At 38.9% G+C, this 23,449-nt stretch carries 22 protein-coding genes and 1 riboswitch; of the genes, 17 read left to right on the plus strand and 5 right to left on the minus strand.

The features are described 5' to 3' along the window. The first annotated feature begins 21 nt into the window (after nt 1-21). The 5 genes from MMB68_RS11840 to MMB68_RS11860 all read left to right on the plus strand — a co-directional run bounded on the left by MMB68_RS11840 (nt 22) and on the right by MMB68_RS11860 (nt 6,813). Nucleotides 22-1,491, plus strand: a complete 1,470-nt coding sequence (locus MMB68_RS11840) for a nicotinate phosphoribosyltransferase (protein WP_277548868.1) — start codon at nt 22-24, stop codon at nt 1,489-1,491. 15 nt (nt 1,492-1,506) lie between these two features. After that, nucleotides 1,507-2,187, plus strand: a complete 681-nt coding sequence (nadD, locus tag MMB68_RS11845) for a nicotinate (nicotinamide) nucleotide adenylyltransferase (RefSeq protein WP_014460242.1) — start codon at nt 1,507-1,509, stop codon at nt 2,185-2,187. A 34-nt stretch (nt 2,188-2,221) separates the two neighbouring features. Then, nucleotides 2,222-3,043, plus strand: coding sequence for an ammonia-dependent NAD(+) synthetase (gene nadE / locus MMB68_RS11850; protein WP_277548870.1), 822 nt, complete (start codon nt 2,222-2,224; stop codon nt 3,041-3,043). Nucleotides 3,044-3,224: 181 nt separating this feature from the next. After that, nucleotides 3,225-3,662, plus strand: coding sequence for a S1 domain-containing RNA-binding protein (locus MMB68_RS11855; RefSeq protein ID WP_013056909.1), 438 nt, complete (start codon nt 3,225-3,227; stop codon nt 3,660-3,662). 739 nt (nt 3,663-4,401) lie between these two features. After that, nucleotides 4,402-6,813 (plus strand): S8 family serine peptidase, encoded by a 2,412-nt coding sequence (locus MMB68_RS11860; protein ID WP_277548871.1) that lies wholly within the window; start codon nt 4,402-4,404, stop codon nt 6,811-6,813. Between the two features lie 37 nt (nt 6,814-6,850). Here MMB68_RS11860 and MMB68_RS11865 read toward each other — a convergent pair whose 3' ends face one another. Together MMB68_RS11865 and MMB68_RS11870 are read right to left on the minus strand one after the other, a co-directional pair. Beyond that, nucleotides 6,851-7,627, minus strand: coding sequence for a 3-hydroxybutyrate dehydrogenase (locus MMB68_RS11865; protein ID WP_025752250.1), 777 nt, complete (start codon nt 7,625-7,627; stop codon nt 6,851-6,853). A gap of 83 nt (nt 7,628-7,710) precedes the next feature. Further along, nucleotides 7,711-7,992 carry an acylphosphatase gene (locus tag MMB68_RS11870; protein ID WP_153255291.1) on the minus strand — a complete coding sequence of 94 codons (282 nt, stop codon included), beginning with the start codon at nt 7,990-7,992 and terminating at the stop codon, nt 7,711-7,713. Between the two features lie 141 nt (nt 7,993-8,133). Here MMB68_RS11870 and MMB68_RS11875 point away from each other — a divergent pair, with 141 nt between their 5' ends. From MMB68_RS11875 to MMB68_RS11895, 5 genes are all read left to right on the plus strand, one after another. Further along, nucleotides 8,134-9,351, plus strand: coding sequence for an MFS transporter (locus tag MMB68_RS11875; RefSeq protein WP_013083032.1), 1,218 nt, complete (start codon nt 8,134-8,136; stop codon nt 9,349-9,351). A 130-nt stretch (nt 9,352-9,481) separates the two neighbouring features. Continuing rightward, the gene (locus MMB68_RS11880) at nt 9,482-10,492 is read left to right on the plus strand and encodes an LLM class flavin-dependent oxidoreductase (protein ID WP_221783010.1); all 1,011 of its coding nucleotides are present in this window, start codon (nt 9,482-9,484) and stop codon (nt 10,490-10,492) included. Between the two features lie 59 nt (nt 10,493-10,551). Continuing rightward, nucleotides 10,552-11,181 (plus strand): alpha/beta family hydrolase, encoded by a 630-nt coding sequence (locus tag MMB68_RS11885; RefSeq protein ID WP_221783012.1) that lies wholly within the window; start codon nt 10,552-10,554, stop codon nt 11,179-11,181. A 27-nt stretch (nt 11,182-11,208) separates the two neighbouring features. Beyond that, complete coding sequence (locus tag MMB68_RS11890; protein WP_221783014.1) at nt 11,209-11,925, plus strand: helix-turn-helix transcriptional regulator; 717 nt, start codon at nt 11,209-11,211, stop codon at nt 11,923-11,925. A gap of 64 nt (nt 11,926-11,989) precedes the next feature. Further along, nucleotides 11,990-12,874, plus strand: coding sequence for a DMT family transporter (locus tag MMB68_RS11895; RefSeq protein ID WP_221783015.1), 885 nt, complete (start codon nt 11,990-11,992; stop codon nt 12,872-12,874). A gap of 35 nt (nt 12,875-12,909) precedes the next feature. Here MMB68_RS11895 and MMB68_RS11900 read toward each other — a convergent pair whose 3' ends face one another. Continuing rightward, entirely contained in the window at nt 12,910-14,529 is a 1,620-nt protein-coding gene (locus tag MMB68_RS11900) for an ABC-F family ATP-binding cassette domain-containing protein (RefSeq protein ID WP_013083037.1), read from the minus strand. A gap of 504 nt (nt 14,530-15,033) precedes the next feature. On the opposite strand from MMB68_RS11900, the gene MMB68_RS11905 reads away from it, so the two are divergent. From MMB68_RS11905 to MMB68_RS11915, 3 genes are read left to right on the plus strand one after another with little or no spacing between them, the layout of a single operon-like run. Then, on the plus strand, nt 15,034-16,611 hold the full coding sequence (locus MMB68_RS11905) for a spore germination protein (protein WP_277548872.1): 1,578 nt from the start codon (nt 15,034-15,036) through the stop codon (nt 16,609-16,611). Between the two features lie 3 nt (nt 16,612-16,614). Then, a complete protein-coding gene (locus MMB68_RS11910) occupies nt 16,615-17,742 on the plus strand; it encodes a spore germination protein (RefSeq protein WP_269871284.1) in 1,128 nt (375 codons plus the stop codon). Then, nucleotides 17,726-18,937: a Ger(x)C family spore germination protein gene (locus MMB68_RS11915; protein ID WP_221783018.1), complete on the plus strand. Its 1,212-nt coding sequence runs from the start codon at nt 17,726-17,728 to the stop codon at nt 18,935-18,937. The genes MMB68_RS11910 and MMB68_RS11915 overlap by 17 nt, the downstream gene beginning before the upstream one ends. A 136-nt stretch (nt 18,938-19,073) precedes the next feature. Here MMB68_RS11915 and MMB68_RS11920 read toward each other — a convergent pair whose 3' ends face one another. Further along, nucleotides 19,074-19,514 carry a YtoQ family protein gene (locus MMB68_RS11920; RefSeq protein ID WP_221783020.1) on the minus strand — a complete coding sequence of 147 codons (441 nt, stop codon included), beginning with the start codon at nt 19,512-19,514 and terminating at the stop codon, nt 19,074-19,076. A gap of 170 nt (nt 19,515-19,684) precedes the next feature. On the opposite strand from MMB68_RS11920, the gene MMB68_RS11925 reads away from it, so the two are divergent. From MMB68_RS11925 to MMB68_RS11940, 4 genes are all read left to right on the plus strand, one after another. Continuing rightward, the gene (locus tag MMB68_RS11925; protein WP_221783426.1) at nt 19,685-20,596 is read left to right on the plus strand and encodes an ABC transporter ATP-binding protein; all 912 of its coding nucleotides are present in this window, start codon (nt 19,685-19,687) and stop codon (nt 20,594-20,596) included. Further along, on the plus strand, nt 20,589-21,356 hold the full coding sequence (locus tag MMB68_RS11930; protein ID WP_221812855.1) for an ABC transporter permease: 768 nt from the start codon (nt 20,589-20,591) through the stop codon (nt 21,354-21,356). The genes MMB68_RS11925 and MMB68_RS11930 overlap by 8 nt, the downstream gene beginning before the upstream one ends. A 101-nt stretch (nt 21,357-21,457) precedes the next feature. Next, nucleotides 21,458-21,564, plus strand: a riboswitch (SAM riboswitch). 84 nt (nt 21,565-21,648) lie between these two features. Then, the gene (locus MMB68_RS11935; protein WP_128820727.1) at nt 21,649-22,959 is read left to right on the plus strand and encodes a Na+/H+ antiporter NhaC family protein; all 1,311 of its coding nucleotides are present in this window, start codon (nt 21,649-21,651) and stop codon (nt 22,957-22,959) included. Nucleotides 22,960-23,089: 130 nt separating this feature from the next. After that, entirely contained in the window at nt 23,090-23,263 is a 174-nt protein-coding gene (locus tag MMB68_RS11940) for a hypothetical protein (protein ID WP_264409143.1), read from the plus strand. 36 nt (nt 23,264-23,299) lie between these two features. Here the strand turns inward: MMB68_RS11940 and MMB68_RS11945 are convergent, their stop codons facing one another. Next, nucleotides 23,300-23,428 (minus strand): hypothetical protein, encoded by a 129-nt coding sequence (locus MMB68_RS11945; RefSeq protein WP_277548873.1) that lies wholly within the window; start codon nt 23,426-23,428, stop codon nt 23,300-23,302. Nucleotides 23,429-23,449 lie beyond the last annotated feature (21 nt).

Consider the following 23,449-nt stretch of genomic DNA (forward strand, 5'->3'; position numbering starts at 1 on the left):
ACATAAAAGTGGAGGAAATCAATGAATATGTTTACAGATGACAGCGTAATGCTACACACGGATTTATATCAAATTAATATGGGAGAAACGTACTGGGAAGATAACATTCATCAAAAAAAGGCTGTTTTTGAAGTTTTCTTCCGCAAACTTCCTTTTGGGAATGGGTATGCTGTTTTTGCTGGATTAGAAAGAATTATTGAATATATTAAAGCATTTAAATTTAGCGAATCAGATTTAACCTACTTGCACGAAGAATTAGGTTTTAAAGAAGATTATTTAGCTTACTTAAAAGACCTTACATTTACGGGAACAATTCGATGTATGCGTGAAGGTGAGCTTGTGTTTCACAATGAACCAATTTTACGTGTAGAGGCACCATTAATTGAAGCTCAGCTCGTAGAAACAGCGATTTTAAATATTGTGAATTACCAAACGCTGATTGCGACGAAAGCAGCTCGAATCAAACATGTAGTAGGCGATCAAGTAGCAATGGAGTTTGGAACACGACGCGCTCAAGAAATGGATGCTGCTATTTGGGGAACAAGAGCAGCCTATATTGGCGGATTTGGTGCTACTTCTAACGTGCGAGCAGGAAAGAAATTTGGAATTCCAGTTGCAGGAACGCATGCCCATGCCATGGTGCAAGCTTATAAGGACGAATATATTGCATTTCATAAATACGCTCGTCGCCACAAAAACTGCGTGTTTCTAGTTGATACGTACGATACGTTAAAATCAGGAGTTCCCAACGCCATTAAAGTAGCAAAAGAATTAGGCGATAAAATTAATTTTACAGCGATTCGTTTAGACAGCGGCGATTTAACATATTTATCTAAAAAAGCTCGTCAAATGTTAGATGAAGCAGGGTTTACAGAGACAAAAATTGTTGCTTCCAACGATTTAGATGAAGATACGATTATGCATTTAAAGTCGCAAGGAGCACAAATAGACATGTGGGGAATTGGCACGAAGCTCATTACTGCATATGATCAGCCGGCGCTTGGTGCAGTGTATAAACTTGTCTCTATTGAAGGAGAAAATGGCGAGATGATGGATACGATTAAAATTAGCGCAAATCCTGAGAAAGTGAGTACTCCAGGGTTAAAGCGCGTATATCGTATTATTAATAATTTGAATGGAAAATCTGAAGGGGATTATATCACGATGGAAGACGAAGATCCTCAAAGCGAAGAACGTTTAAAAATGTTCCATCCTGTTCATACGTTTATCAGTAAATTTGTCACAAATTTTGAGGCAAAAGAACTCCATCATGATATCTTTGTAAACGGAAAGCTTGTGTATGAAACAGAAGAACTTCAGGAAATTCAGCAGTACGTAAAAGATAATTTAGAGCTGCTTTGGGATGAATATAAGCGCACGCGCAATCCTGAAGAATATCCAGTAGATTTAAGCGAAAAATGTTGGGGAAATAAAACGCGTCAAATTGCGTACGTAAAACAAAAAGTAGCGGAAGCCCTAAATAAAAAATAGTAGGGAGCTGGGGACATGTCAGATACGCTTGCTTATTTTCAACAGCTAAACCCTGATAAGAAAATAGATAAGCTTTTAGAAAAAGGAGCGAAAATTGGAATTTATGGTTCTTCTTTTGATCCGGTTACCAATGTTCATCTTTGGACGGCATCAACGGTTGCGCATCGAAAGAAGTTAGATGCTATTATCTTCTTGCCTTCATCGCACAAACGGACAGATAAAAAGCTCCAAACGTCCGATGAACATCGTGTAAATATGGTTAGCTTAGCGATTAAAGACAACCCGAAATTTTTGCTCGATACGTATGAGCTAGACGTATTGCCCGGCTATCATTACACATACTACACTATGGAGCACTTTAAAAAATTGCTCCCACACGCTGACTTATTTTTTATTATGGGAGCCGATTTACTGCAAGATATTGGTGAGGGCAAGTGGAAGAAAGCAGATGAACTTATAAGTGAAAACCAGTTTATCATCATGGCAAGAGAGGGAATAGACATGTTGAAAGCTATTAGTCATTCTCCTTTGCTTCGAAATTATGACGACGGGCGGTTTCAGCTTCTTGATAAGGGGCTAGCGATGGAAATCAGCTCTACTTATATTCGTCAAGAATTTGCCCGAGGCGGAGAGCCAAGATATTTAATGCCTGATCTCTGTTATTTTTATAGTAAAAAACATGGATTGTATCAGTAAGAAATCTACATATAATGGAAGGAGAGCATGTATCATGTCAGACATGCAAGAAAAAATAAGAAAAGAGCTACATGTGAAATCTGAAATTGATCCAGCACAAGAAATCCGTGCCCGCGTTGATTTTCTAAAAACCTACCTAAAGTCAGCAAATGCAAAAGGCTTTGTATTAGGTATAAGCGGAGGGCAGGACTCTAGCTTAGCTGGACGATTAGCGCAGATTGCTGTAGAAGAATTGCGAAAAGAAGAATACGAAGCAAAATTTGTAGCCGTTCGCTTGCCTCATGGCACGCAGCATGACGAAGCAGATGCGAAGGCGTCACTAGAATTTATTAAACCTAATGAAACATATACATTTAATATTAAAAACACGGTGGAAGCATTTGAAAGTTCGTTTACAGGTGCGACAGATATAGCGCTGTCTGATTTTCATAAAGGAAATGTCAAAGCACGTACGCGTATGATTGTACAGTATGCAATCGGAGGAGAAAACGGCCTTTTAGTTATCGGAACCGATCATGCAGCAGAAGCAGTAACAGGCTTTTTTACAAAATACGGAGATGGCGGAGCAGACGTGCTGCCTCTAACGGGATTAACAAAACGTCAAGGAAAAGCATTGTTAAAAGAATTAGGTGCAGATAAGCGATTGTACGAAAAAGTACCAACAGCTGACTTGTTAGATAATAGTCCTGGTCAATCTGATGAAACGGAACTGGGAATTTCTTATGATGAACTAGACGATTATTTGGAAGGAAAAGAAGTATCACAAGAAGCCGCTGGAAAAATTGAACAGCGCTATCGTATTACGGAACATAAACGTCAGTTACCGGCTAGTATGTTTGATGAATGGTGGAAATGAGAGAAATGCCCATATTAGGGATATCTAATATGGGCATTATTGTGAATGATTTCTTTCATAAAACAAAAAATTGGGGGGAAAAGTGTAATTTAACGAATTGTTTTCTCATACACACTTTGTTATTCTTACGCACTTTGGTATAATGAAGTGCTTTTAATATTATTGAGGAGGAACATTTTTTATGGCAGTTGAAGTAGGTAGCAAGGTACAAGGTAAAGTAACAGGTATTACTAATTTTGGAGCATTTGTAGAATTACCTGGAGGTCAAACTGGGCTTGTACATATTAGTGAGGTAGCTGACAGCTATGTAAAAGACATTAATGACCATCTTAAAGTTGGTCAAGAAATTGAAGTGAAAGTCGTTAATGAGAAAGACGGAAAAATTGGATTATCGATTAAAAAAGCAATAGATAAACCTGAAAGACCCTCATCTTCTTATTCACAACGTCCGCCACGTCAGGCAAGAAATAATGATAATCGTTCTAAAAGCAACTTCCAACCTAAGGAAAACTTCGAACAAAAAATGGCGCGTTTCTTAAAAGATAGTGAAGATAATTTATCTACACTAAAACGCAGCACTGAGTCAAAACGAGGTGGCAGAGGCGGAAGACGCGGATAAATCCCTTCCACTTTAACTACTTTATTATATAGCTGAAGCAAGCCAGTAAAAATTGGCTTGCTTCTTTTTTTAATAGCTTAAGTACATACGATAGAAGAGTAAAGAGAAGGTTAGTTACTTACTTGGTTGTAAAGTAGATGCCAATAGTGACAAGAGATGAGAGAAGATCAAGGATGAGTAGGATGAAATTTAAATCTATCATAATCATGCCTCCCTTTTTGCGAGCGTTGACGTTAGTATCTGCACGAACTACTTTTATTATTCGTAATTTTTAAAAATTTCATTTAATTAAGTGCGATATTTCATATTAAATTAAACTATGTTCTAAATAATAAGTTATAAGATAAAAAAACGCTCATAAGAACAATTTTCTTAAAATAATAAAAAACCTTATAGGTAATCGAAGAGAAAGTAGGAATGAGTCCCTGATAGAAATAGCTAAATTAACAGAAATTCGTCAGTATTCTTGTATATTCATCTAATCCATTCATAATTTTAGGAATAAAAAAGTTATGAAAAGACGATAAACAGACAAAATTCTTCATTTTTTGAGCATTAGTACTCAGTTTGCAGGAATATACAAAATGATTCAATAGACTCAAGGATTTTATAGTAATATATAGAACTTCCATACTATTCTAATTTTTAGCTCACAAGCTAAGTAAAAGATGCGTATGTTCTGGGGATGAAGACATACATAGTTGCGTGAATTATAGAGAGAAATGGAGAGGACAAAACGATGAAAAAAGTATCAATTCGGGCTGTATTGAGTACAGTAGCATTTTCGGTTGCTTTATCTTCTTTTGCAATGGGAGCATCTGCTAACGGGAATTCAAAGCCGGCTCTTGAACCATCACTAGTTAAAATTCAAGGAGACTATAATTTAAAGTCGGCTAAAAAAGTAAAAGTTATTGTGGAGTTAAATGAAGAGTCTGTAGCGGAAGCAAAGAAAAAAGGAGTAGCGCAAAGTAAAGGAAAGATTAAAAAAGCGCGTGACGAAGTGAAAAAAGAGCTTTCAAAAGCTTCTAAAACTTCAAAAGTAAAGCGTGAATATGACCAGGTGTTTTCCGGATTTTCAGCGGAACTTCCCGCTAGTGACCTTGAAAAAGTAGCAAGTTTACCGGGAGTAAAAGCTATTTATCCAAGCGTTGAATATCATACAACAGAAGTGAAATCGAAAGAAGTGAGCGCCGAAGAATACGGTTCTGAAATGGATAAAAGCATTTACTATGTAGGAGCAGATCAAGCGTGGAAATCAGGATATACAGGTAAAAATATGACCGTAGCCGTTATCGATACAGGCGTTGATTACGACCACCCGGATTTAAAATCAGCGTTTGAGAAATATAAAGGATGGGATTTTGTCGACGATGACAAAGACCCTCAAGAAACGCCGGCTGGAGATCCAAAAGGCGAAGCGACAACGCACGGTACGCACGTAGCGGGTACAATTGCAGCGGACGGGAAAATTAAAGGGGTGGCTCCTGATGCTCATTTACTTGCTTATCGTGTACTAGGTCCAGGAGGAACGGGTACAACGGAAGACGTGATCGCCGGTATTGAACGTGCGGTAGAAGACGGGGCGGATGTAATGAACCTGTCGCTTGGAGATACGATTAATAATCCGGACTTGGCAACGAGTATTGCGTTAGATTGGGCAATGGAAGAAGGGGTAGTAGCTGTTACATCAAATGGAAACAGTGGACCAGCTAACTGGACAGTAGGCTCTCCGGGAACGTCACGTGAAGCTATTTCAGTTGGTGCGACTCAGCTTCCTTACAATTTGTATAAAACGACATTAACTGTAGATAACGCAAGCTATGCTTCTGCTGAAGTAATGGGCTTTCCAAATGACAAGGCATTACTGGATGCAAGCGGTAAAAATTATGAATTTGTACCTGTCGGACTAGGAAAACCAGAAGACTTTGAAGGAAAGGATGTAAAAGGAAAAGTAGCGGTTATTTCTCGCGGCGACATCGCGTTTGTAGATAAAGTTGACAATGCGAAAAAAGCCGGTGCTGCTGCAACGGTCATTTACAACAACGTAGAAGGAACAATCCCTGATATTCCAGGTACATCTCTGCCAAGTATTCGTTTATCAAAAGCAGACGGCCAAGCTTTGGTAGCTTCTTTAGCGAAAGGATCCGTCACGGGCTCTTTTACTGCAACCTTTAATCAGACGGTCGATGAAACAATGGCTGATTTTTCATCTCGCGGACCGGTTGTAGATACGTGGATGATTAAGCCGGACATTTCGGCACCGGGAGTCGATATCATCAGTACGGTGCCAACCAATGATCCAAGCAACCCTCATGGATATGGATCAAAACAAGGAACAAGTATGGCGGCACCGCACGTAGCAGGAGCAGCAGCGTTAATTTTACAGGCACATCCAAATTATAAAGTAGAAGACGTAAAAGCATCTTTAATGAACACAACAGAACTTCTTCGTGACCGCAATGGGCTCATTTACCCTCATAATACGCAAGGTGCAGGAAGCATGCGCGTAGTAGATGCAATTAAAGCGAAGACGCTTATTACCCCAGGAAGTCACTCGTACGGTGTCTTTTATAAAGATAAAGGGAAACAAGTAGAAAAACAAAGCTTTAAGATTAAAAATCTATCAAATCACAGTCAAAAATACTCGGTCAAAGTAAAATTTAAGAAAAGCCATCAAGCAATTGACGTTAAATCAACAAATGATTTAATGATTAATGCAGGGAAGACACAAAAAGTAAACCTAAATGTAAAAGTAGATGCAGGGAAATTGTCTCCTGGCTATTACGAAGGGACAATTACCGTAAGTAACAATAAAGAAACGTATGATGTTCCAACGATCTTATTTGTAAAAGAGCCGGACTATCCTCGCGTTACTTCTGCTTATGTAGATGTACTTGGAAATGGCTCATTTGAATACGGCAGTTATTTACCAGGAGGAGCAGAGAAGCTTAGCTATTACATTTACGATGCAGCCCTAGAAAAAGGGGAATTGTTAAGTTCGTATACGAATGTAGGAAAAGGATTCTCTAGCGCAACGTGGGACGGAAAGATTAATGGTGAAGCTCTTCCAGCGGGAACGTATTATTTATACGCAGAAGCAGTGAAAGCAGGTCGGACGACAGGTTCTTTAGGAGAATTCGAAATTAAATAAATAAAAAAAGAGTGCCAGTCTAACTGACACTCTTTTTTTATTGAGCCGTATATCCACCATCAATCACAGCAGCTTGGCCGGTTACGCCTTTTGCTAAATCACTTGCTAAAAACATTGCATAATCTGCAATTTCATCAACTGCAAGCAAGCGTTTTTGAGGAACAAGAGGATAAATGACTTCTTCAAGTACTTTTTCAAGCGCTACATTTCGCGTACGTGCCAAATCTTTTAATTGATTTTGTACAAGCGGCGTATCAACATAACCAGGGCAAATCGCATTTACCGTAATACCGTGCTCTGCACCTTCAAGAGCAGCAACTTTCGTTAAGCCAATCACGCCGTGCTTAGCGCTGTTGTATGCCGCTTTTCCTGAGAAACCAATCAATCCGTTAATGGAGGACATGTTCAAAATGCGGCCGAATTTTTGCTTTTTCATAATAGGAAACGCATGCTTAGTCGCAACAAAAGGTGCAACAAGCATAATTTTCGTTAAAAGTTCAAATTTTTCAGTAGGAAATTCTTCGAGCGGGGAAACAAATTGCATGCCGGCATTGTTAATCAACACGTCAAGGCGGCCATATGTTTCAACCGTTTGAGCAATCATTTGTTCAATATCACTTTCCTTTGTCACATCTGCTTTAATGCCTAATGCTTCGTAGCCTTTTGTCTTCAATTTGTCTGCTGCTTTCTTAACTCCATCTTCATTTAAGTCAGTTAAGACAACAGTCGCTCCGTCTTCAGCGAAGCGCTCACCAATTTGATAACCAATACCTTGAGCTGCACCTGTAATTAACACAATTTTGTTTTCAACCATCGTTTTTTCCCCCTTATATGTAGATGATATAAAATCGCTTACTTTTCCATTTTATCAAAAATTATCTTGATTTAGCGAGTTTTTTAACTGTACTTTACGCGAAAAGAATGGGTGTGGGAAGGTGTGTTTACTACCTTTACTTCCACATTGCTAACAGAAGCGAACGGTGAGGGACCTTTTTTAACTTCTTCAATAAATTTTTGGATGTTACTTTCTTCACCTTCAGCATCAATTTCGACTTTTTGATCGTCTCGATTTCGTACCCATCCGTTAATGGAGCATTCCATTGCCTTTAGCTGCGTATAGTGACGGAACCCAACCCCTTGAACGCGTCCGTCTACAATCATATGCACATGTTTTTTCACTGTTCTCACCTCGCAGGTAATTTTCCCTTTTTTATAAAAAAGAAAACAACTACAATCTTAACTTTCACTGTATAATAGAAAAAGACATTGTAAGACTTTAACAATTATAATGTAGATTAAATTAAGAAAGAAGGGTTATGAATGCAAGCAGCAGCACGAACGCAGCAAGCGCAGCCGGCAACGATTTATCGTATTTTATTTGCTATTAGTTTAGGACATTTCCTAAATGATTGTATGCAGTCCGTTATACCGGCACTTTTTCCTGTCCTTGAAAAATCGATGAATTTAAACTACACGCAAATCGGCTGGATTGCCTTTGCTTTAAACATGACGTCATCGATCATGCAGCCGGTATTCGGCGTATTTGCCGATAAGCGTCCCTCGCCATTTTTATTGCCAATTGCAATGTGTTTAAGCATGATTGGTATGGTTGGGCTCGCTTTAGCGCCAAATTTTTATTTTGTGATTATATCTGTCTTATTTGTAGGATTTGGCTCCGCTATTTTTCATCCGGAAGGTTCTCGCGTAGCATATATGGCAGCAGGAGGAAAACGGGGGCTGGCGCAGTCTATTTATCAAGTTGGCGGAAATACAGGACAGTCGATGGCTCCGCTATTTACGGCATTTATCTTTATCGGACTTGGTCAGTTTGGAACGATTTGGTTTACGCTAATTGCAGGTATCGGCGTAGTGGTTTTGTACAGCGTGTCTAAATGGTACAAATCGGAGTTAGCTACTCGTCAACGCCTGAAGAAAAAGCAGTCAGATGCTTCATTTACGATGAACAAGCAAATTATTTTTGCGGTTGGACTTTTAATTTTTCTTGTTTTTGCACGTTCATGGTACGGGGCAGGCATCCTTAATTTCTTTCAGTTTTATATCATTGAAAAATTTAATTTGCCTATCAAAAGTGCTCAGCTTTACGTTTTTTTATTTATGATTGCAGGGGTATTTGGAACATTCTTTGGAGGTCCGCTTGCCGATCGTTTCGGAAAACGAAATATTTTATTATTTTCTATGTTAGGGTCAGTACCGTTTACTTTATTACTCCCCCATGTTTCTCTAGGAGTGGCAGCACCTCTTTTAGTACTAATCGGCTTTATTCTTCAGTCAAGTTTCAGCGTTACGGTCGTCTACGCTCAGGAGCTGATGCCAGGGAAAATCGGCTTGGTTTCCGGCTTAATTGTAGGTCTTGCTTTTGGAATGGGAGCTTTAGGAGCTGTTGTATTCGGTAAATTAGCTGATGTCTTCAGCCTTCAGTTTATTATGCTGTTTTGCAGCTATCTTCCAATTTTAGGACTGCTAACATGGCTGTTACCGAGCGATAAGCGTGTGAAAGAAATGCACGAAGCAAAATAAGAAAAAGAAAAAGCAAACGCGCCTTAGCGTTTGCTTTTTTTATGAGAGTGAAGCAAATTTCAAGACGGATTCATATTTTTCTCCTACAATAGAGACAATAGAAATTGAAAATCGAAAGGAAGAATCACCTATGATTAAGCTAAGCGTATTGGATCAGTCTCCTGTTTCAAGCGGATCAACACCAAAGGAAGCGTTAAAACGCACGGTAGAGCTGGCTAAATTAACGGAAGAGTTGGGCTACCATCGCTTTTGGGTAGCGGAACATCATAATACGAACGGTCTTGCAGGCTCATCTCCGACACTTTTAATGACGCACTTAGCTTCTCACACGAGCCGAATCAGAATTGGGTCTGGAGGAGTCCTTCTTCCTCAATACAGTCCGTATAAAGTAGCAGAAGACGCTCAGCTGCTTGAAAATCTGTTTCCGAATCGAATTGACTTAGGTCTTGGACGGTCACCGGGAGGAGATGCGCTGACTCGGCTAGCGCTGACAGATGGAGTCCGTAAAAGCCTCAATGAATTCCCGCGGCAAATTCAAGCGTTAAAAGGACATCTTGAGCACAATTTGCCGTCTGATCATCCGTATTACGGCGTGACGGCTTATCCGTTAAGTGAAACAAAGCCGGAACTGTGGCATCTTGGCATTAATAAAAGAGGAGCAAGGTCGGCTGCTGAGCTGGGCATCTCTTTTACGTTTGGACATTTCATTTACTCAGTTGGTGGACAAGAAGCCATTCGTCATTATAAACAAGAATTTATCGCTTCTTCGTATCAATCACAGCCTAACACCAACGTATGCGTATTTGTTGTATGTGCAGAAACAACAGAAGAAGCCGAGCAGCATGCCAAAACGTTAGATGATTGGTTGTTGAAAGTAGCTAAAGGCGGAGATACAACGGTGTCATCCATAGAAGAAGTGCGCAATCGTTCTTATTCAGAAGAAGAGCTCAAAAAAATAAGCAACAATCGTCCTCGTATGATCGTAGGAAATCCAGCTGAAGTAAAACAAGGATTAATCGGGCTGCAGCAAAAATACGATAACGACGAATTTTTAGTGATTACAAATATCCATGATTATGAAGCAAAAAAGAAGTCTTATGAACTGCTTGCAGAGCTATTTCCTCAACCCTCATCTTTTTAAGAAAAGATGGGGTTTTTTTATGAAATTAAATGTTAGAATATTTAAAAAGGAGGAGTGACATGCACGTAGATCAAAAAAGTGTAAGCAGCCAAACTAATAAGGTAACCTATACACATATTAAAACAGGAGGGCCTCGCATTTGCTTTATGTTTTCCGGTCTGGGCTATACGTACGAAAAGCCGCTGTTGTATTATGTAACGATGCTGATGTTAAAACACGGAATTGACGTGGTTCAGATTCACTATACATATTCAAAAGAGCTGATGACAAAGTCTACAGATGAGATTGCAGACGTTATGATGAAAGACATTGACTTAGTGCTGCAGGACGTTTTATCTCATAATGACTATAAAAATATCATATTTGCAGGAAAATCGCTGGGTACCATTCCGCTGATTCAGCGAGTTATGAAAGATGAAGTCTACAAAGATGCAGTGATGCTTTTACTGACGCCGCTTTTAACCAGACCGGAACTGTTTGAAAGTTTACTAGAAAGCACTCATAAAGGTCTTATTGCAATAGGAACTCGTGATCACTATTATACTGAAGAAGTTTATCAATTAAAAACAAACACAATGAATATTGAAGTGATTGAAAATGCCGACCATTCATTGGACGTTTTGTATACTCCCGCGGAATCGTTAAAGGCACTTGAAACGGTTTTGAATGGTGTAGAAAAGATTCTGTGAGGTAGAGAGTAAGGAAAGGAGTACAAAATGGATACGCTACGTGAAATTATTTGCGAAAAAAGAGCCTACAGCTATTCACCTCATACTCATGATCATAACTACAGTCAGCTTTTGTTTCCGCTAGCAGGTGCTCTTGATATTCAAGCAAGTGAGCAGCACTTAACGCTGCAAGAAGGATGCTTTTACATTCCGCCTCGTCAGCTTCATACGTATCAAGCTAAAAATACGAATGAATGTCTGGTCGTTGATATTCCGTTGAAATTTACAGAAAGTGCGCATCTTTCTCAACAAGCAGCGTTTATTCAATGGGATTCAACGTGGAAAGCAATTCGCTACCTTTTACTTGATGAGCTTCAAAAAAGCACTGACAGAGGGGCGCTTGAAGATTTAGTCCGTTACGTTCAGCATTATTTACCAAAGAAACAAACGTTTAAATCCATTGATTATCTTCATGCTAACTTTAATCAAGAGCTAAACATAGAAAGTCTTGCTAAGCTGGAAAATTATCATCCTGCCTATTTTTCTGCTTGGTTTAAACAAAAAACGGGCTATTCGCCTCAAAGCTATGTAACGCGTATACGTTTAAATAAAGCAAAAGAACTGTTAAAAGAGAGCAGCTACTCGGTAACGTATATTGCGCATGAAGTCGGCTATCACAGCTTGTCTTCATTCACTAAATGGTTTGCAAAGCAAGAAGGAGTCTCACCCACGCAATATCGAAGTATCTTAAAAACAGACAAATAAGATCATAAAAGCGGAAAAACTTTTTTCTTTCTTTTAGTTATGATAAAAGAAAGGAGATGGAAATATGAATACTTCATTATCAAAAATACTTATATTATGTGCAGCTGTACTATGGGGAACAACAGGGACTGCCCAAGCTTTAGCATCTGCTGAAGCGCATTCTGTGGCGATTGGAGCCGTGCGTTTAGCTGTAGGGGGGCTGTCACTTTTTTCAGCTTGTCTTATTCAAAGAAAGAAAGTGGACCTAAGACGCCTTCCTATTCTGCCTCTTACGGTTGCTGCAGCAAGTATGGCCGCTTATCAGCCTTTATTTTTTTCAGCTGTCATTGAAACGGGTGTTGCAGTAGGAACAATGGTGGCAATCGGCAGTGCGCCTGTTTTATCAGGAGTATTAGATTACATAGTGTACCGCAAGAAACCTACAAAAAAATGGTTGCTTGCTACGGTTACTGGTATTATAGGGTGCAGCTGCTTGTTGTTAAAAAAAGATACTCAAATCGACGTGATAGGTTTGGGTATGGCTATAGGAGCAGGGACGTCTTTTGCTTGCTATACGACTGTTAATAAAAAAATTGTTCAGCATGTTGATCCGCAAGTAGGAGCTTCGCTTGTGTTTACAGCCGCCGCTGTTTTACTGATTCCATGCTGGTTTATGTATGATATGAGCTGGCTAGCCTCTTTAAATGGAATAGGCATCGCTCTTCACTTAGGAATACTTACGACGGCGCTTGCTTATGTATTATTTTCTACAGCGCTTAAGTCGGTGCAAGCGTCTACCGCCGTGACGTTATCGCTAGCAGAGCCTGTTACCGCTTTTTTACTTGGCGTCTTTTTTTTAGGAGAATCTCTAACTTTGGTAAACATATGCGGAGCAGCACTAGTATTTGCTAGCTTAGCGTTTTTAACGTATTCTCCGAAGTCATCGCTAAATCAAGAGGTGCGTATATAGAAAATCCCCTTTCTCTATAGAAAGGGGATTTTTTATTAAGCGTACATGCTAGCTACTTGTTTTTGCAGGTTGCTGTCTTCTAAATACTCATCGTACGTCATTTGCTTGTCAATTACTCCGTTTGGCGTAATTTCAATTACACGATTTGCAATCGTTTCAACGAACTGATGGTCATGAGATGTGAAAATCATTGAACCTTTGTAGCTGATAAGTCCATTATTTAGTGCTGTGATTGATTCTAAGTCAAGGTGATTCGTAGGATCGTCTAGTAAAAGAACGTTTGAACCGCTTAGCATCATTTTAGAAAGCATACAGCGAACTTTTTCTCCTCCGGAAAGAACGTTGGCTTTTTTCAACACTTCCTCACCAGAGAATAGCATTCTGCCTAAGAAACCGCGTAAGAAGCTTTCGCTTTGGTCATTAGGTGAATACTGACGCAGCCAGTCTACTAAGTTTAAGTCTCCGTTTTCAAAGTACTCGGAGTTATCTTTAGGGAAAAAGGCTTGAGACGTTGTGACACCCCATTTGTACGTACCGCTGTCCGCTTCCATTTCACCCATTAAAATCTTCATTAATGTTGAATTTGCAAGTTCGTTGCGGCCTACAAGAGCAATTTTATCATCTTTATTCATAATAAAGCTTACGTTATCAAGTACTTTTACGCCGTCAATTGTTTTTGTTAGACCTTCAACGCGAAGTACGTCATTTCCAATCTCACGTTCCGGCGTGAAGTTCACGTACGGATAGCGACGAGAAGAAGGACGGATGTCATCTAATGAAATTTTATCAAGCAATTTTTTACGAGACGTTGCTTGTTTTGATTTCGATGCATTTGCGCTAAAGCGAGCGATAAAGGCTTGAAGCTCTTTAATTTTTTCTTCTTTTTTCTTGTTCGCATCTGACGCCATTTTTTGTGCTAATTGACTTGATTCATACCAGAAATCATAGTTACCAACGTAGACTTGGATTTTACTGAAGTCAAGGTCAGCAATGTGCGTACATACTTTGTTTAAGAAGTGACGGTCATGAGATACAACGATGACTGTGTTTTCAAAGTTAATTAAGAACTCTTCTAACCATTGAATTGCTTGAATATCCAAGTTATTCGTAGGCTCATCTAAAAGTAATACATCAGGTTTTCCGAATAAAGCTTGTGCAAGAAGCACTTTTACTTTTTCACTACCCGTTAGTTCAGCCATTTTTTTGGCGTGAAGATCTTCAGAAATACCTAATCCTTTTAAAAGAATAGCTGCTTCTGATTCTGCTTCCCAACCGTTTAATTCAGCAAATTCACCTTCAAGCTCAGCTGCTTTCATTCCGTCTTCATCTGTGAAGTCTGCTTTCATATAAATAGCATCTTTTTCTTGCATTACTTCATAAAGGCGAGCGTGCCCCATAATAACGGTTTTCATAACTTCTTGATCTTCATATTCGAAGTGGTTCTGTTTTAAGACAGCAAGGCGTTCGCCAGGGCCCATATGTACATCACCAGTTTGAGATTCAATTTCACCAGATAAAATTTTTAAAAACGTTGATTTTCCAGCACCGTTTGCGCCGATTAATCCATAACAGTTACCAGGCGTGAATTTAATATTCACATCTTCAAATAACTTTCGGTCGCCAAATCGTAAACTTACATTACTAACTGTAATCATGTATGAGCAGTCCTCCAAATTCAATATCTATAAAATTATACCATTCTTTTGAGATAAGAGCGATATGAATACAATATTTCAAACATAAAGTGTAACCGACACTTTAAGCACTCGTCAACCATTTAAGGGGTTTTTTGAGCGGTGAAACTTGATTATTCTAGCATTCACCAAAACTTTGAACAGCAAACCAGCATGTCTAATCCTTCAGTAATCAGCTTTTTTTCATTTTTAAGATGGATGTTGTATTCCTTGTATAAGAAACAAAAAGAAGAATAATACTACCTGGTAAATAAAAGAATTTCTATGAAGTAAATACTGATATTTTAAGGGTGCTTATTTCTAAAATTGGTTTGATATAGACATAAATAGGGTGATTATCATGTGGAAATTAGTTGTTTCATATGTTCCAGAAGGGCCAGTTTTTATACAAGCAGTTCTGGTTTTTTTCATCCCGTATATAATCTACAAATTATTAAGCGGGATTCGTAATTCAGAGGAAGAGTGATGAAAGTGAAAAAATGGAGATCAAAAATAAAAAAAATAGGAAACCATGCGAACGAGAAGGAAAACAAACAGGAATTTACACCTCAAAATTCATCTAATCATGTTACGGATCATTTAGCTTTAACTCTAAAAGTAGTTAAAAATGAAATTGGTCATAACTCCGACGTTCATTTTCGGGAGTTTATTATAGGACGCACCGGCATTCAGGCAGCTATTATTTTTGTAGAGGGGCTATCAGATAAAGATCTTATTGAAAAACATATTTTGTCATCATTGATGGCTGATTTTTCAAAAGAATACCAACAGGATCAGCTTTACGTAAAGGGAAGCCTTTCAAAACAGTGTATTAAAAGCCAAGTATTATCAATTGGTGATGTAGAAGAGGTTCATTCCATTAAAGAAGTAACATCAAAAGTCTTAACAGGATCTACGGCTCTTTTAATTGACGGAATATCACCTGCTTTAATTCTTGGTACAAGCAAAGTGAAAACAAGGACGATTGAAGAGCCCGTATCAGAAGCATTAGTGAGAGGGCCAAGAGTAGGCTTCACTGAATCTTTAAGTGATAATACTTCTTTACTAAGAGGAAGCGGAGACATTGAAAATTTGTCGCTGGTGAAATTGCAAGTAGGAAAGCGTTCCAAAAAAGACTTAGTTGTTGCTTACATAAAGGAGATTGTTAATACAGAACTAATTGAAGAAGTAGAAAAACGAATTAAAAAAATTGATCTTGATAATGTACCGGAGTCAGGATATGTTGAACAACTCATTGAAGATAATTACCTTAGTCCCTTTCCTCAGGTGCAGAATACGGAGCGTCCCGATCGTGTAATTGCTGCTTTGATGGAAGGGAGAGTAGCCATTTTATTAGACGGGACGCCTTTTGCTTTGATTGCCCCTGTTACGTTTAGCATGATGTTACAGTCGCCGGAAGATTATTATGAAAGGTGGATTCCCGGTACATTCATTCGTTTTCTTCGTTATATTGCAGTGGTTCTTTCCCTTTTTACACCGGCTTTGTATATTGCGTTTATTTCATTTCATCCAGGATTAATTCCGACTAAGTTAGCTATTTCTATTATAGGATCAAGATCTGGTGTTCCGTTTCCCGCCCTTATCGAAGCCTTATTTATGGAATTATCCATCGAAATTTTGAGAGAAGCCGGACTCCGGTTGCCGAAACCAATTGGTCCAGCAATGGGCATTGTCGGTGGGTTAATCATTGGAGAAGCTGCGGTGCAGGCAGGAATCGTTAGCCCTATTTTGGTGATTGTAGTGGCGTTAACTGCCATTTCATCGTTTTCTATTCCGCAATATAGTGTAGGAATCACATTGCGTATTCTTCGGTTTGTAGCCATGCTTTGTGCTGCCATACTTGGATTATATGGCGTCATCTTATTTTTCCTTTTTATGATGAGCCATTTAGTGAAACTAAAAAGTTTCGGCGTACCTTATATGAGTCCAGCTGTTCCTTATCGTTTAAGTGAATGGAAAGACTTGGTAGTCCGTATGCCTCTGATGATGATGAAACGACGTCCAAAGATGATGCACACCAAAGATCCTCTGCGAAAAGGGTAGCTTATGACGAAAGGAAGTGAGCTGTGGGTAATGATCAATTCAAACGATCGTATTACGACACCTCAAGCAACTGTGGTTGTTATCAATTTTATACTTGGAACAGGAATTCTTACCTTGCCCCGGACAGTTGCGGAACAAGTAAAAACACCAGATGTTTGGTTAAGTGTTATTTTAGGCGGAATAATTGCCATGATAGCAGGAGTAATTATGGTGAAATTAAGTCAACGCTTCCCTGAAAAAACCTTTTATCAATACAGCCAAGAAATTGTAGGGAAATGGATGGGCAAGTTATTTAGTTTCTTCATAATAGGTTATTTTTTAGTACTTGGTGGGTTTCATGCCCGTTCATTGGCAGAAGTAACAGGATATCTATTGTTGGAAGGAACCCCTAAATGGGCTATTATTATGCCCTTTATGTGGGCAAGTCTCTACCTAATCAGAGGGGGAATAAATCCAATCGCTCGTCTATTTGAGATTATATTACCTATTACGGTTATTCTTTTTTTACTTGTTGCCTTTATGAGTATCAAAATATTTGAAATAGACAATCTGCGCCCGGTACTAGGTTCAGGTATCACACCGGTGCTAAAAGGCATAAAAACAACTGCTCTTGCATTCACGGGTCCTGAAATTATGTTAATCATTTTAGCTTTTATGAAAGAACCACACAAAGCAGGAAAAGCTGTATTAGTTGGAATTACTATTCCTTTATTCATTTATGTGATTACTGTTGTAATGGTGATCGGAGCGTTATCGGTTGATGGAGTAGTTACAAGAACATGGCCCACGCTTGATTTGATACGAAGTTTTGAGCTGACCGGTTTGATTTTTGAACGATTTGATTCTCTGTTGCTGGTGGTATGGATTATGCAAATGTTTACTTCTTTTACTGTTAACCATTACGCTGCTTCATTAGGACTATCTCAACTTTTCCAAAAGAACATTCATCCATTTATGTATGGCGTGCTTCCCGTTATTTATCTTATTTCCATGATTCCCAAAAACATCAATGATGTATTTAAAGTAGGGGATATGGTTGGCAACGCTGCCTTAGTTTTATTTGGCTTTTTGCCGTTGCTTCTTCTCATTATTTCAAAAGTAAAGGGGAGAAAGTATGAAACAAACCTTTAATCACGTACAGTTCTTATTGGTTTTTCTCTCTGTTTTTTTGCTCGTTCCTCTGACGGGCTGCTGGAGTAGTCATGAAATTGAAGAAAGAAGTTTAGGGGTAGGTGTGGCGCTCGATAAGGGGAAGGAGTCCATGATTGAAAAAGAATTTGATGAACAAGGAGGGGGATATGCGAGAAAGAACCTGATTACGTCAACCTATCAACTTATCACCCCACAAGTGGCAAGTTCAACCACTAAACAAGGAGGTCCTCAACAGAAATCTTATGTGAATGTGTCTGAAACAGGAGATTCTGCTTTTCAAATGCTTCGTGAATTATCTTTAAGAAGTGATACTCCTTTAACTAGTCCCCATATGAAAGTGATGGTTATCGGTGAGGCCCTTGCACGATCGTATAGTTTGGAACAATTAGTGGATCAAAGTCTTCGTGACAATGATTTTAGACCAAGTTGTCTGATGTTTATTAGTAAAGGGAGAGCAAGCGACACACTCGAATCAAAAACAGCAGGAGAGATCCCAGCATTTCGTTTGTCTACAATGGTAGAAAATGCCTATCGAACAACGAGAATTTTACCTCCTATGCCGCTTATTAAACTAGAGAGCAAAATCCAATCACGGTCTAGTTTTCTGTTGCAAAATGTAGTATCAGCAAATGGAGAAATCAAATTTGCGGGTGCAGGTATAATTAAAGGAAAAACAAACAAAATGATTGGTTTTTTGAATGAAGAAGAACTAGATGGTCTGACTTGGATCACAGGTAAAGGAAAAGGTGGCCTAGTAAAAAGCTTTGATAAAAAGACCGGTCAGCTGATTGTATATGAAATAGAGTCTATGAAAAGTCGCATTCAACCTCATGTTAAAGGAAATAATATCTCTTTTGATGTACACATTGAATCAGTGGGAAGGCTATCTGAAAGTTGGATGACCTCAGGGAGCTCTTTTAACAATCAATTTTTACAGAACGCGCAAAAAACTTCAGAAAAAAAAGTAAAGCACCTGGTAAGAAACGTATTAGAAAAAATGCAAACAAAATATAAAGTTGATGTTGCAGGTTTCGGAAATCAATTGAGAATTAAGAGGCCCGGAGTATGGATGAGGGTTAAAGACAATTGGGATCAAACATTTAGTGAAGTGCCAATTAACTATGATGTGAAGTTAACGATTAAAGATTATGGAGCATCCGGGTCAAAAAAGTAAGCACCCGACTATAACTTTGTTTATCTTTATGTCAAAAATGAAAAAATCCCCCCAAAGAAATACTCATCACATGCTTCGTACGGAGCCCTCAATAAATAATAAATAAGAGCTGTCCAAAAGTGGCAGCTCTTATTTATTATTCAAAAATATAAGCTAATGCTTGAAGAGCCTGTTCTGGCGTTTCGACTACAACTTGGGCTTTGTTTGACAGTTCTTTAAGCGGATGGTGCAGTTTTTCAGGACGAACCAAAATTAACGGTTTATCTAATGCAATGGCTGTTGCCGCATCCATTGCGCTGTTCCACTGCTTGTATTTTTCGCCAAATAAAGCAATAACCACATCAGATTTTTTAAGGAGCACCTGCGTGCGTAAATTATTAATTTGAGAAGCAGCTTCATCTTTTAAGACAGCGTTAGGCTGTTTTCCTAAAATTTCTTCTCCAATGTTGTCGGAGCGGTCATGATCTGTCATGGGACCGACAAAGGTAAGGGGAAGGTTTAATTGTTCTGCTTGGTTTTTAATTTCGTCTCGCCAGTTATCGTGAATTTGCCCGGCGAGGTATACGTTTAAGTTCATTGTGTAGAAGTCCTCCTCTAACTAAAGTTTGTTTTATTTTATCAAATGTAAGCGGATAATACGAATGATTTGAATGGGCTACTTTTCCAAAAATAAGGTTATAGTAGACAAATAGTTAAAAAAGAGAAACAATAGAAGGCGTATTGCTAATTAAAGAAAGGATGTACATGATGACAGAAACAGTGCTACAAGTAGATCATGTCAGTAAAGTAATTGGGAAGAAAACCATTTTGCATGATGTATCCTTATCGGTTGAGCGCGGTGAGATTTTCGGATTGCTTGGTCCAAATGGCTCTGGAAAGACAACGCTAATTCGTACCGTCGTAGGGCTAATTAAAGAAACAGAGGGAACGATTACCGTTAATGGGTTTCCTTTAAAAGAACAGTTTACATCAGCTATGAAATCAATTGGAGCGATTATCGAAAACCCTGAGTTTTATGATTATCTGACGGGCTATCAAAATTTAAAACACTTTGCGAATATGCATGAAGGGATCACATCAGAACGCTTGGATGAAGTGATTGCTTTAGTAAAGCTTGAAAACAGCATTCATGCAAAAGTGAAGACGTATTCTCTTGGGATGAGACAGCGTTTAGGAGTAGCTCAAGCTATTTTACATAAGCCTGCATTGCTTTTACTAGACGAACCAACAAATGGTCTAGACCCAGCGGGAATGAGAGAGTTTCGTACATATTTACAAACGCTTTGCAGGGAAGAAGGAATTTCAATCTTAATCGCGAGCCACTTATTAAAAGAAGTAGAAGCATTATGTGACCGCGTTGGCATTATTCAAAACGGCGAGTTAAAAGCTATTCAAGATCTATCTCCAAATCGTCAAGATCAAGGAATGTACGTAGAATTTGAAGTGTCTGATGCACAAAAAGCAGCGAATCTTTTATCACAAGAATTTGAAGTAACGGTGAGATCACATAGTATCGACGTGGCGATTGTAAAAGAGCAGATTCCAGCTGTGAATAAAAAATTAGTGGACAGCGATATTTCAGTCTACCGAATTACCCCTGTGTATGAGACGCTTGAAGATTCGTTTATGTCCGTTACGGAAGGAGAGCACCATGCTTAAGCTAATTCAAAATGAACATATGAAATGGTTTCACAAAAGAAGTACAAAAATCACGTTTATTACAATCGGCATTTTAACTCTTTGTATGGCTCTTTTAATGAAGAAAGTAGCAAACAGTGCAGGAACAGAAGACAATATTTTGAACTTCCTGTCATTTAGTTCAGGTATGCTGATTCTCGTTCAATTTTTCGCGCTTGCTGTTGGAGGGTCAATGGTTGCAAAAGAGTTTGAAGCAGGTACCATTAAGCTTCTTTTAATTCGCCCTGCTAGACGTTCAACGATTTTAGCATCCAAGTACATAACGCTCATTTTAATTAGCTTGTATTATTTACTGAGCTATTTGCTTTTTTCGTTTGTATGGGGAGCATTGTTCTTTGGCTTTGCCAGTCTAGAAGGAGATGCGCAGCTGCTTAAAAACATTACGCTTACGTATGACAGTGCGTATATGGAAACGTTTATGATGATGACGTTCGCATTCATGCTGTCGTCTTTATTTAGAAACAGCGCGCTTGCTTCAAGTCTAGCTATTGTCGTAAGTATCGGAGCGAAAGCAGTAACTGGAATAGTGTCAGAGTTTGGTTTATGGTGGGGGAAATTTTTACTGTTCGCCAACACAAACTTTGTGCAGTATATGAACGGAATGAAGACGATGTTTGACGGCATGACGATTCCATTTTCAATCTTCATCTTAGTTGCACACTTTGTCTTCTTTATGGGCGTGGCTTGGGCAGCGTTTTTAAAACGTGACGTAGCTAATTGATGTGAGAATTTTCGCACTATACATTTTTCTGAAATAGCATTTGACAATTAAATAAAAAGAGATTACAGTAGTGAAAGACTATTTTTAAAACAACTATAAACTTCTTATCAAGAGAGACGGAGGGACTGGCCCTATGATGTCTCGGCAACTGGCTGTACGCAGTGCGGTGCCAAATCCAGCAGACGATGTTTCGTTTGGAAGATGAGAAGGGTAATCTTATGATACAAATAAGAGACCTCTTCTTGTCAATAAGAAGAGGTCTTTTTTATTACGTAAACAAGAGGTGTTAAGAATGGAACAACAAAAAGGAAACGGCTGGGCGCTGTTACCGCTGGGCGTCTTTTTAGTCCTGTTTGTCGGATCAGGAATTATAACGGGAGATTTTTATAAGCTGCCTGTATTAGTAGCCATTATTATTGCAGCTATTGTAGCGCTGGCTATGAACCGCAAAGATTCACTTAATGTAAAAGTGGAGCGTTTTGCTAAAGGAGCAGGGCATCCTGATATCATTATTATGGTGCTTATTTTTATTTTAGCAGGTGCTTTTTCTGAAGTCGCTAAAGGTATGGGAGCTGTTGACTCAACAGTAAACTTAGCGCTTTCCGTGCTTCCGCAAAGTTTAGTCGTAGCAGGAATCTTTGTTATTGGCGCATTCATTTCAATTTCGATGGGAACATCAATGGGAACAATTGCTGCGCTAGGACCTATCGCTGTAGGAATCAGTGAGCAAGCGCATGTTTCTGTTACATTGGCAATAGCAGGTGTAATTGGCGGTGCAATGTTTGGTGATAATTTATCTGTTGTTTCTGATACAACGATTGCGGCAGTTCGTACGCAAAAAACAAATATGACGGATAAATTGAAAGTGAACTTTTTTATCGTACTTCCTGCAGCGATTGTTACGGTAATTTTATTGCTTGTAATGACGCTAGGCAACACGTCATCAGTAGAAATTAAAGATTTCAGCTGGTTTAAAATCTTGCCTTATATCGGCGTACTCGTTGCTGCAGTATTTGGTGCAAACGTATTAAGCATTTTAACCGGAGGAATCGTGCTAGCCGGCGTAATTGGATTAGCTGACGGAAGCTACACGCTTTCTTCTCTTGCTAAAACTGTGACAGAAGGTATTGGCGGAATGTCAGAGTTAATTATTTTATCTCTATTAATTGGCGGAATGGTTGAGCTCATCCGCTATAACGGCGGTATTCAGTTCTTATTGAATTTATTAACACGACGCATCCAAACGAAAAAAGGTGGAGAATTCAGCATCGCTGGGTTGGTAAGTTTAACAAATTTAGCAACGGCTAATAACACGATTTCAATTATTACAGCAGGTCCGTTAGCAAAAGAAATCTCTGATAAGTATTCAATTGATAATCGTAAATCAGCCAGTCTGCTTGACTTGTTTTCATGCAGCGTTCAAGGGCTTATCCCTTACGGCGCACAAATGCTTCTTGCAGCAGGATTTGCTAAAGTTTCACCGATTGAGATTATTCCATTTACATTCTATCCAATGTTAACAGCGGTTTGCGGTATCATTGCGATTGTAATTGGCTTTCCACGTTTAAATAAAAAATCAAAATCATCTAAAGAGGCTGCTTAATCTAAAGAGGCTGGAACGAAAGTATTTTAGATGAAGTGAAAAACGAACCATTGATCATGATGTTTGATTAGTGGTTCGTTTTTTTTGTTGTGTTAAACGCAGGTTTCATGTGTGTAGGTCCTTCTAGCAGTTGATTAGAGGGCAAGGCGAAGACTCCTGCGGAAAAAGCGGAACAGGTGAGACCCCACAGGAGCGTAAGCGACGAGGAGGCTCAGCGGCCGCCCGCGGAAAGCGAAGTCTTGCACGGAAATCAACTGCGGTGTCACAAGCGGTTCAGCTCATGTATACTAGTTGTTCGTCTTAAGATTGGATTCAGTTCGTTATGTCTCAACCTCTTTTTTTACTGTTTGAAAAAATCAGTCGGTTTTTCCTCATCCAATTCCTTCCAAAGTTTCTCATTTTGTTTAAGTGCATAAGCCGCTCCTCCAATTTCAATTCCGCATAATAAAATGAATAATAAAATACCCATGAAATGACCTCCTTACGTAAA

Origin of the sequence: Priestia sp. Y58, assembly GCF_029522095.1 — a bacterium.
Taxonomy (GTDB): domain Bacteria; phylum Bacillota; class Bacilli; order Bacillales; family Bacillaceae_H; genus Priestia; species Priestia megaterium_E.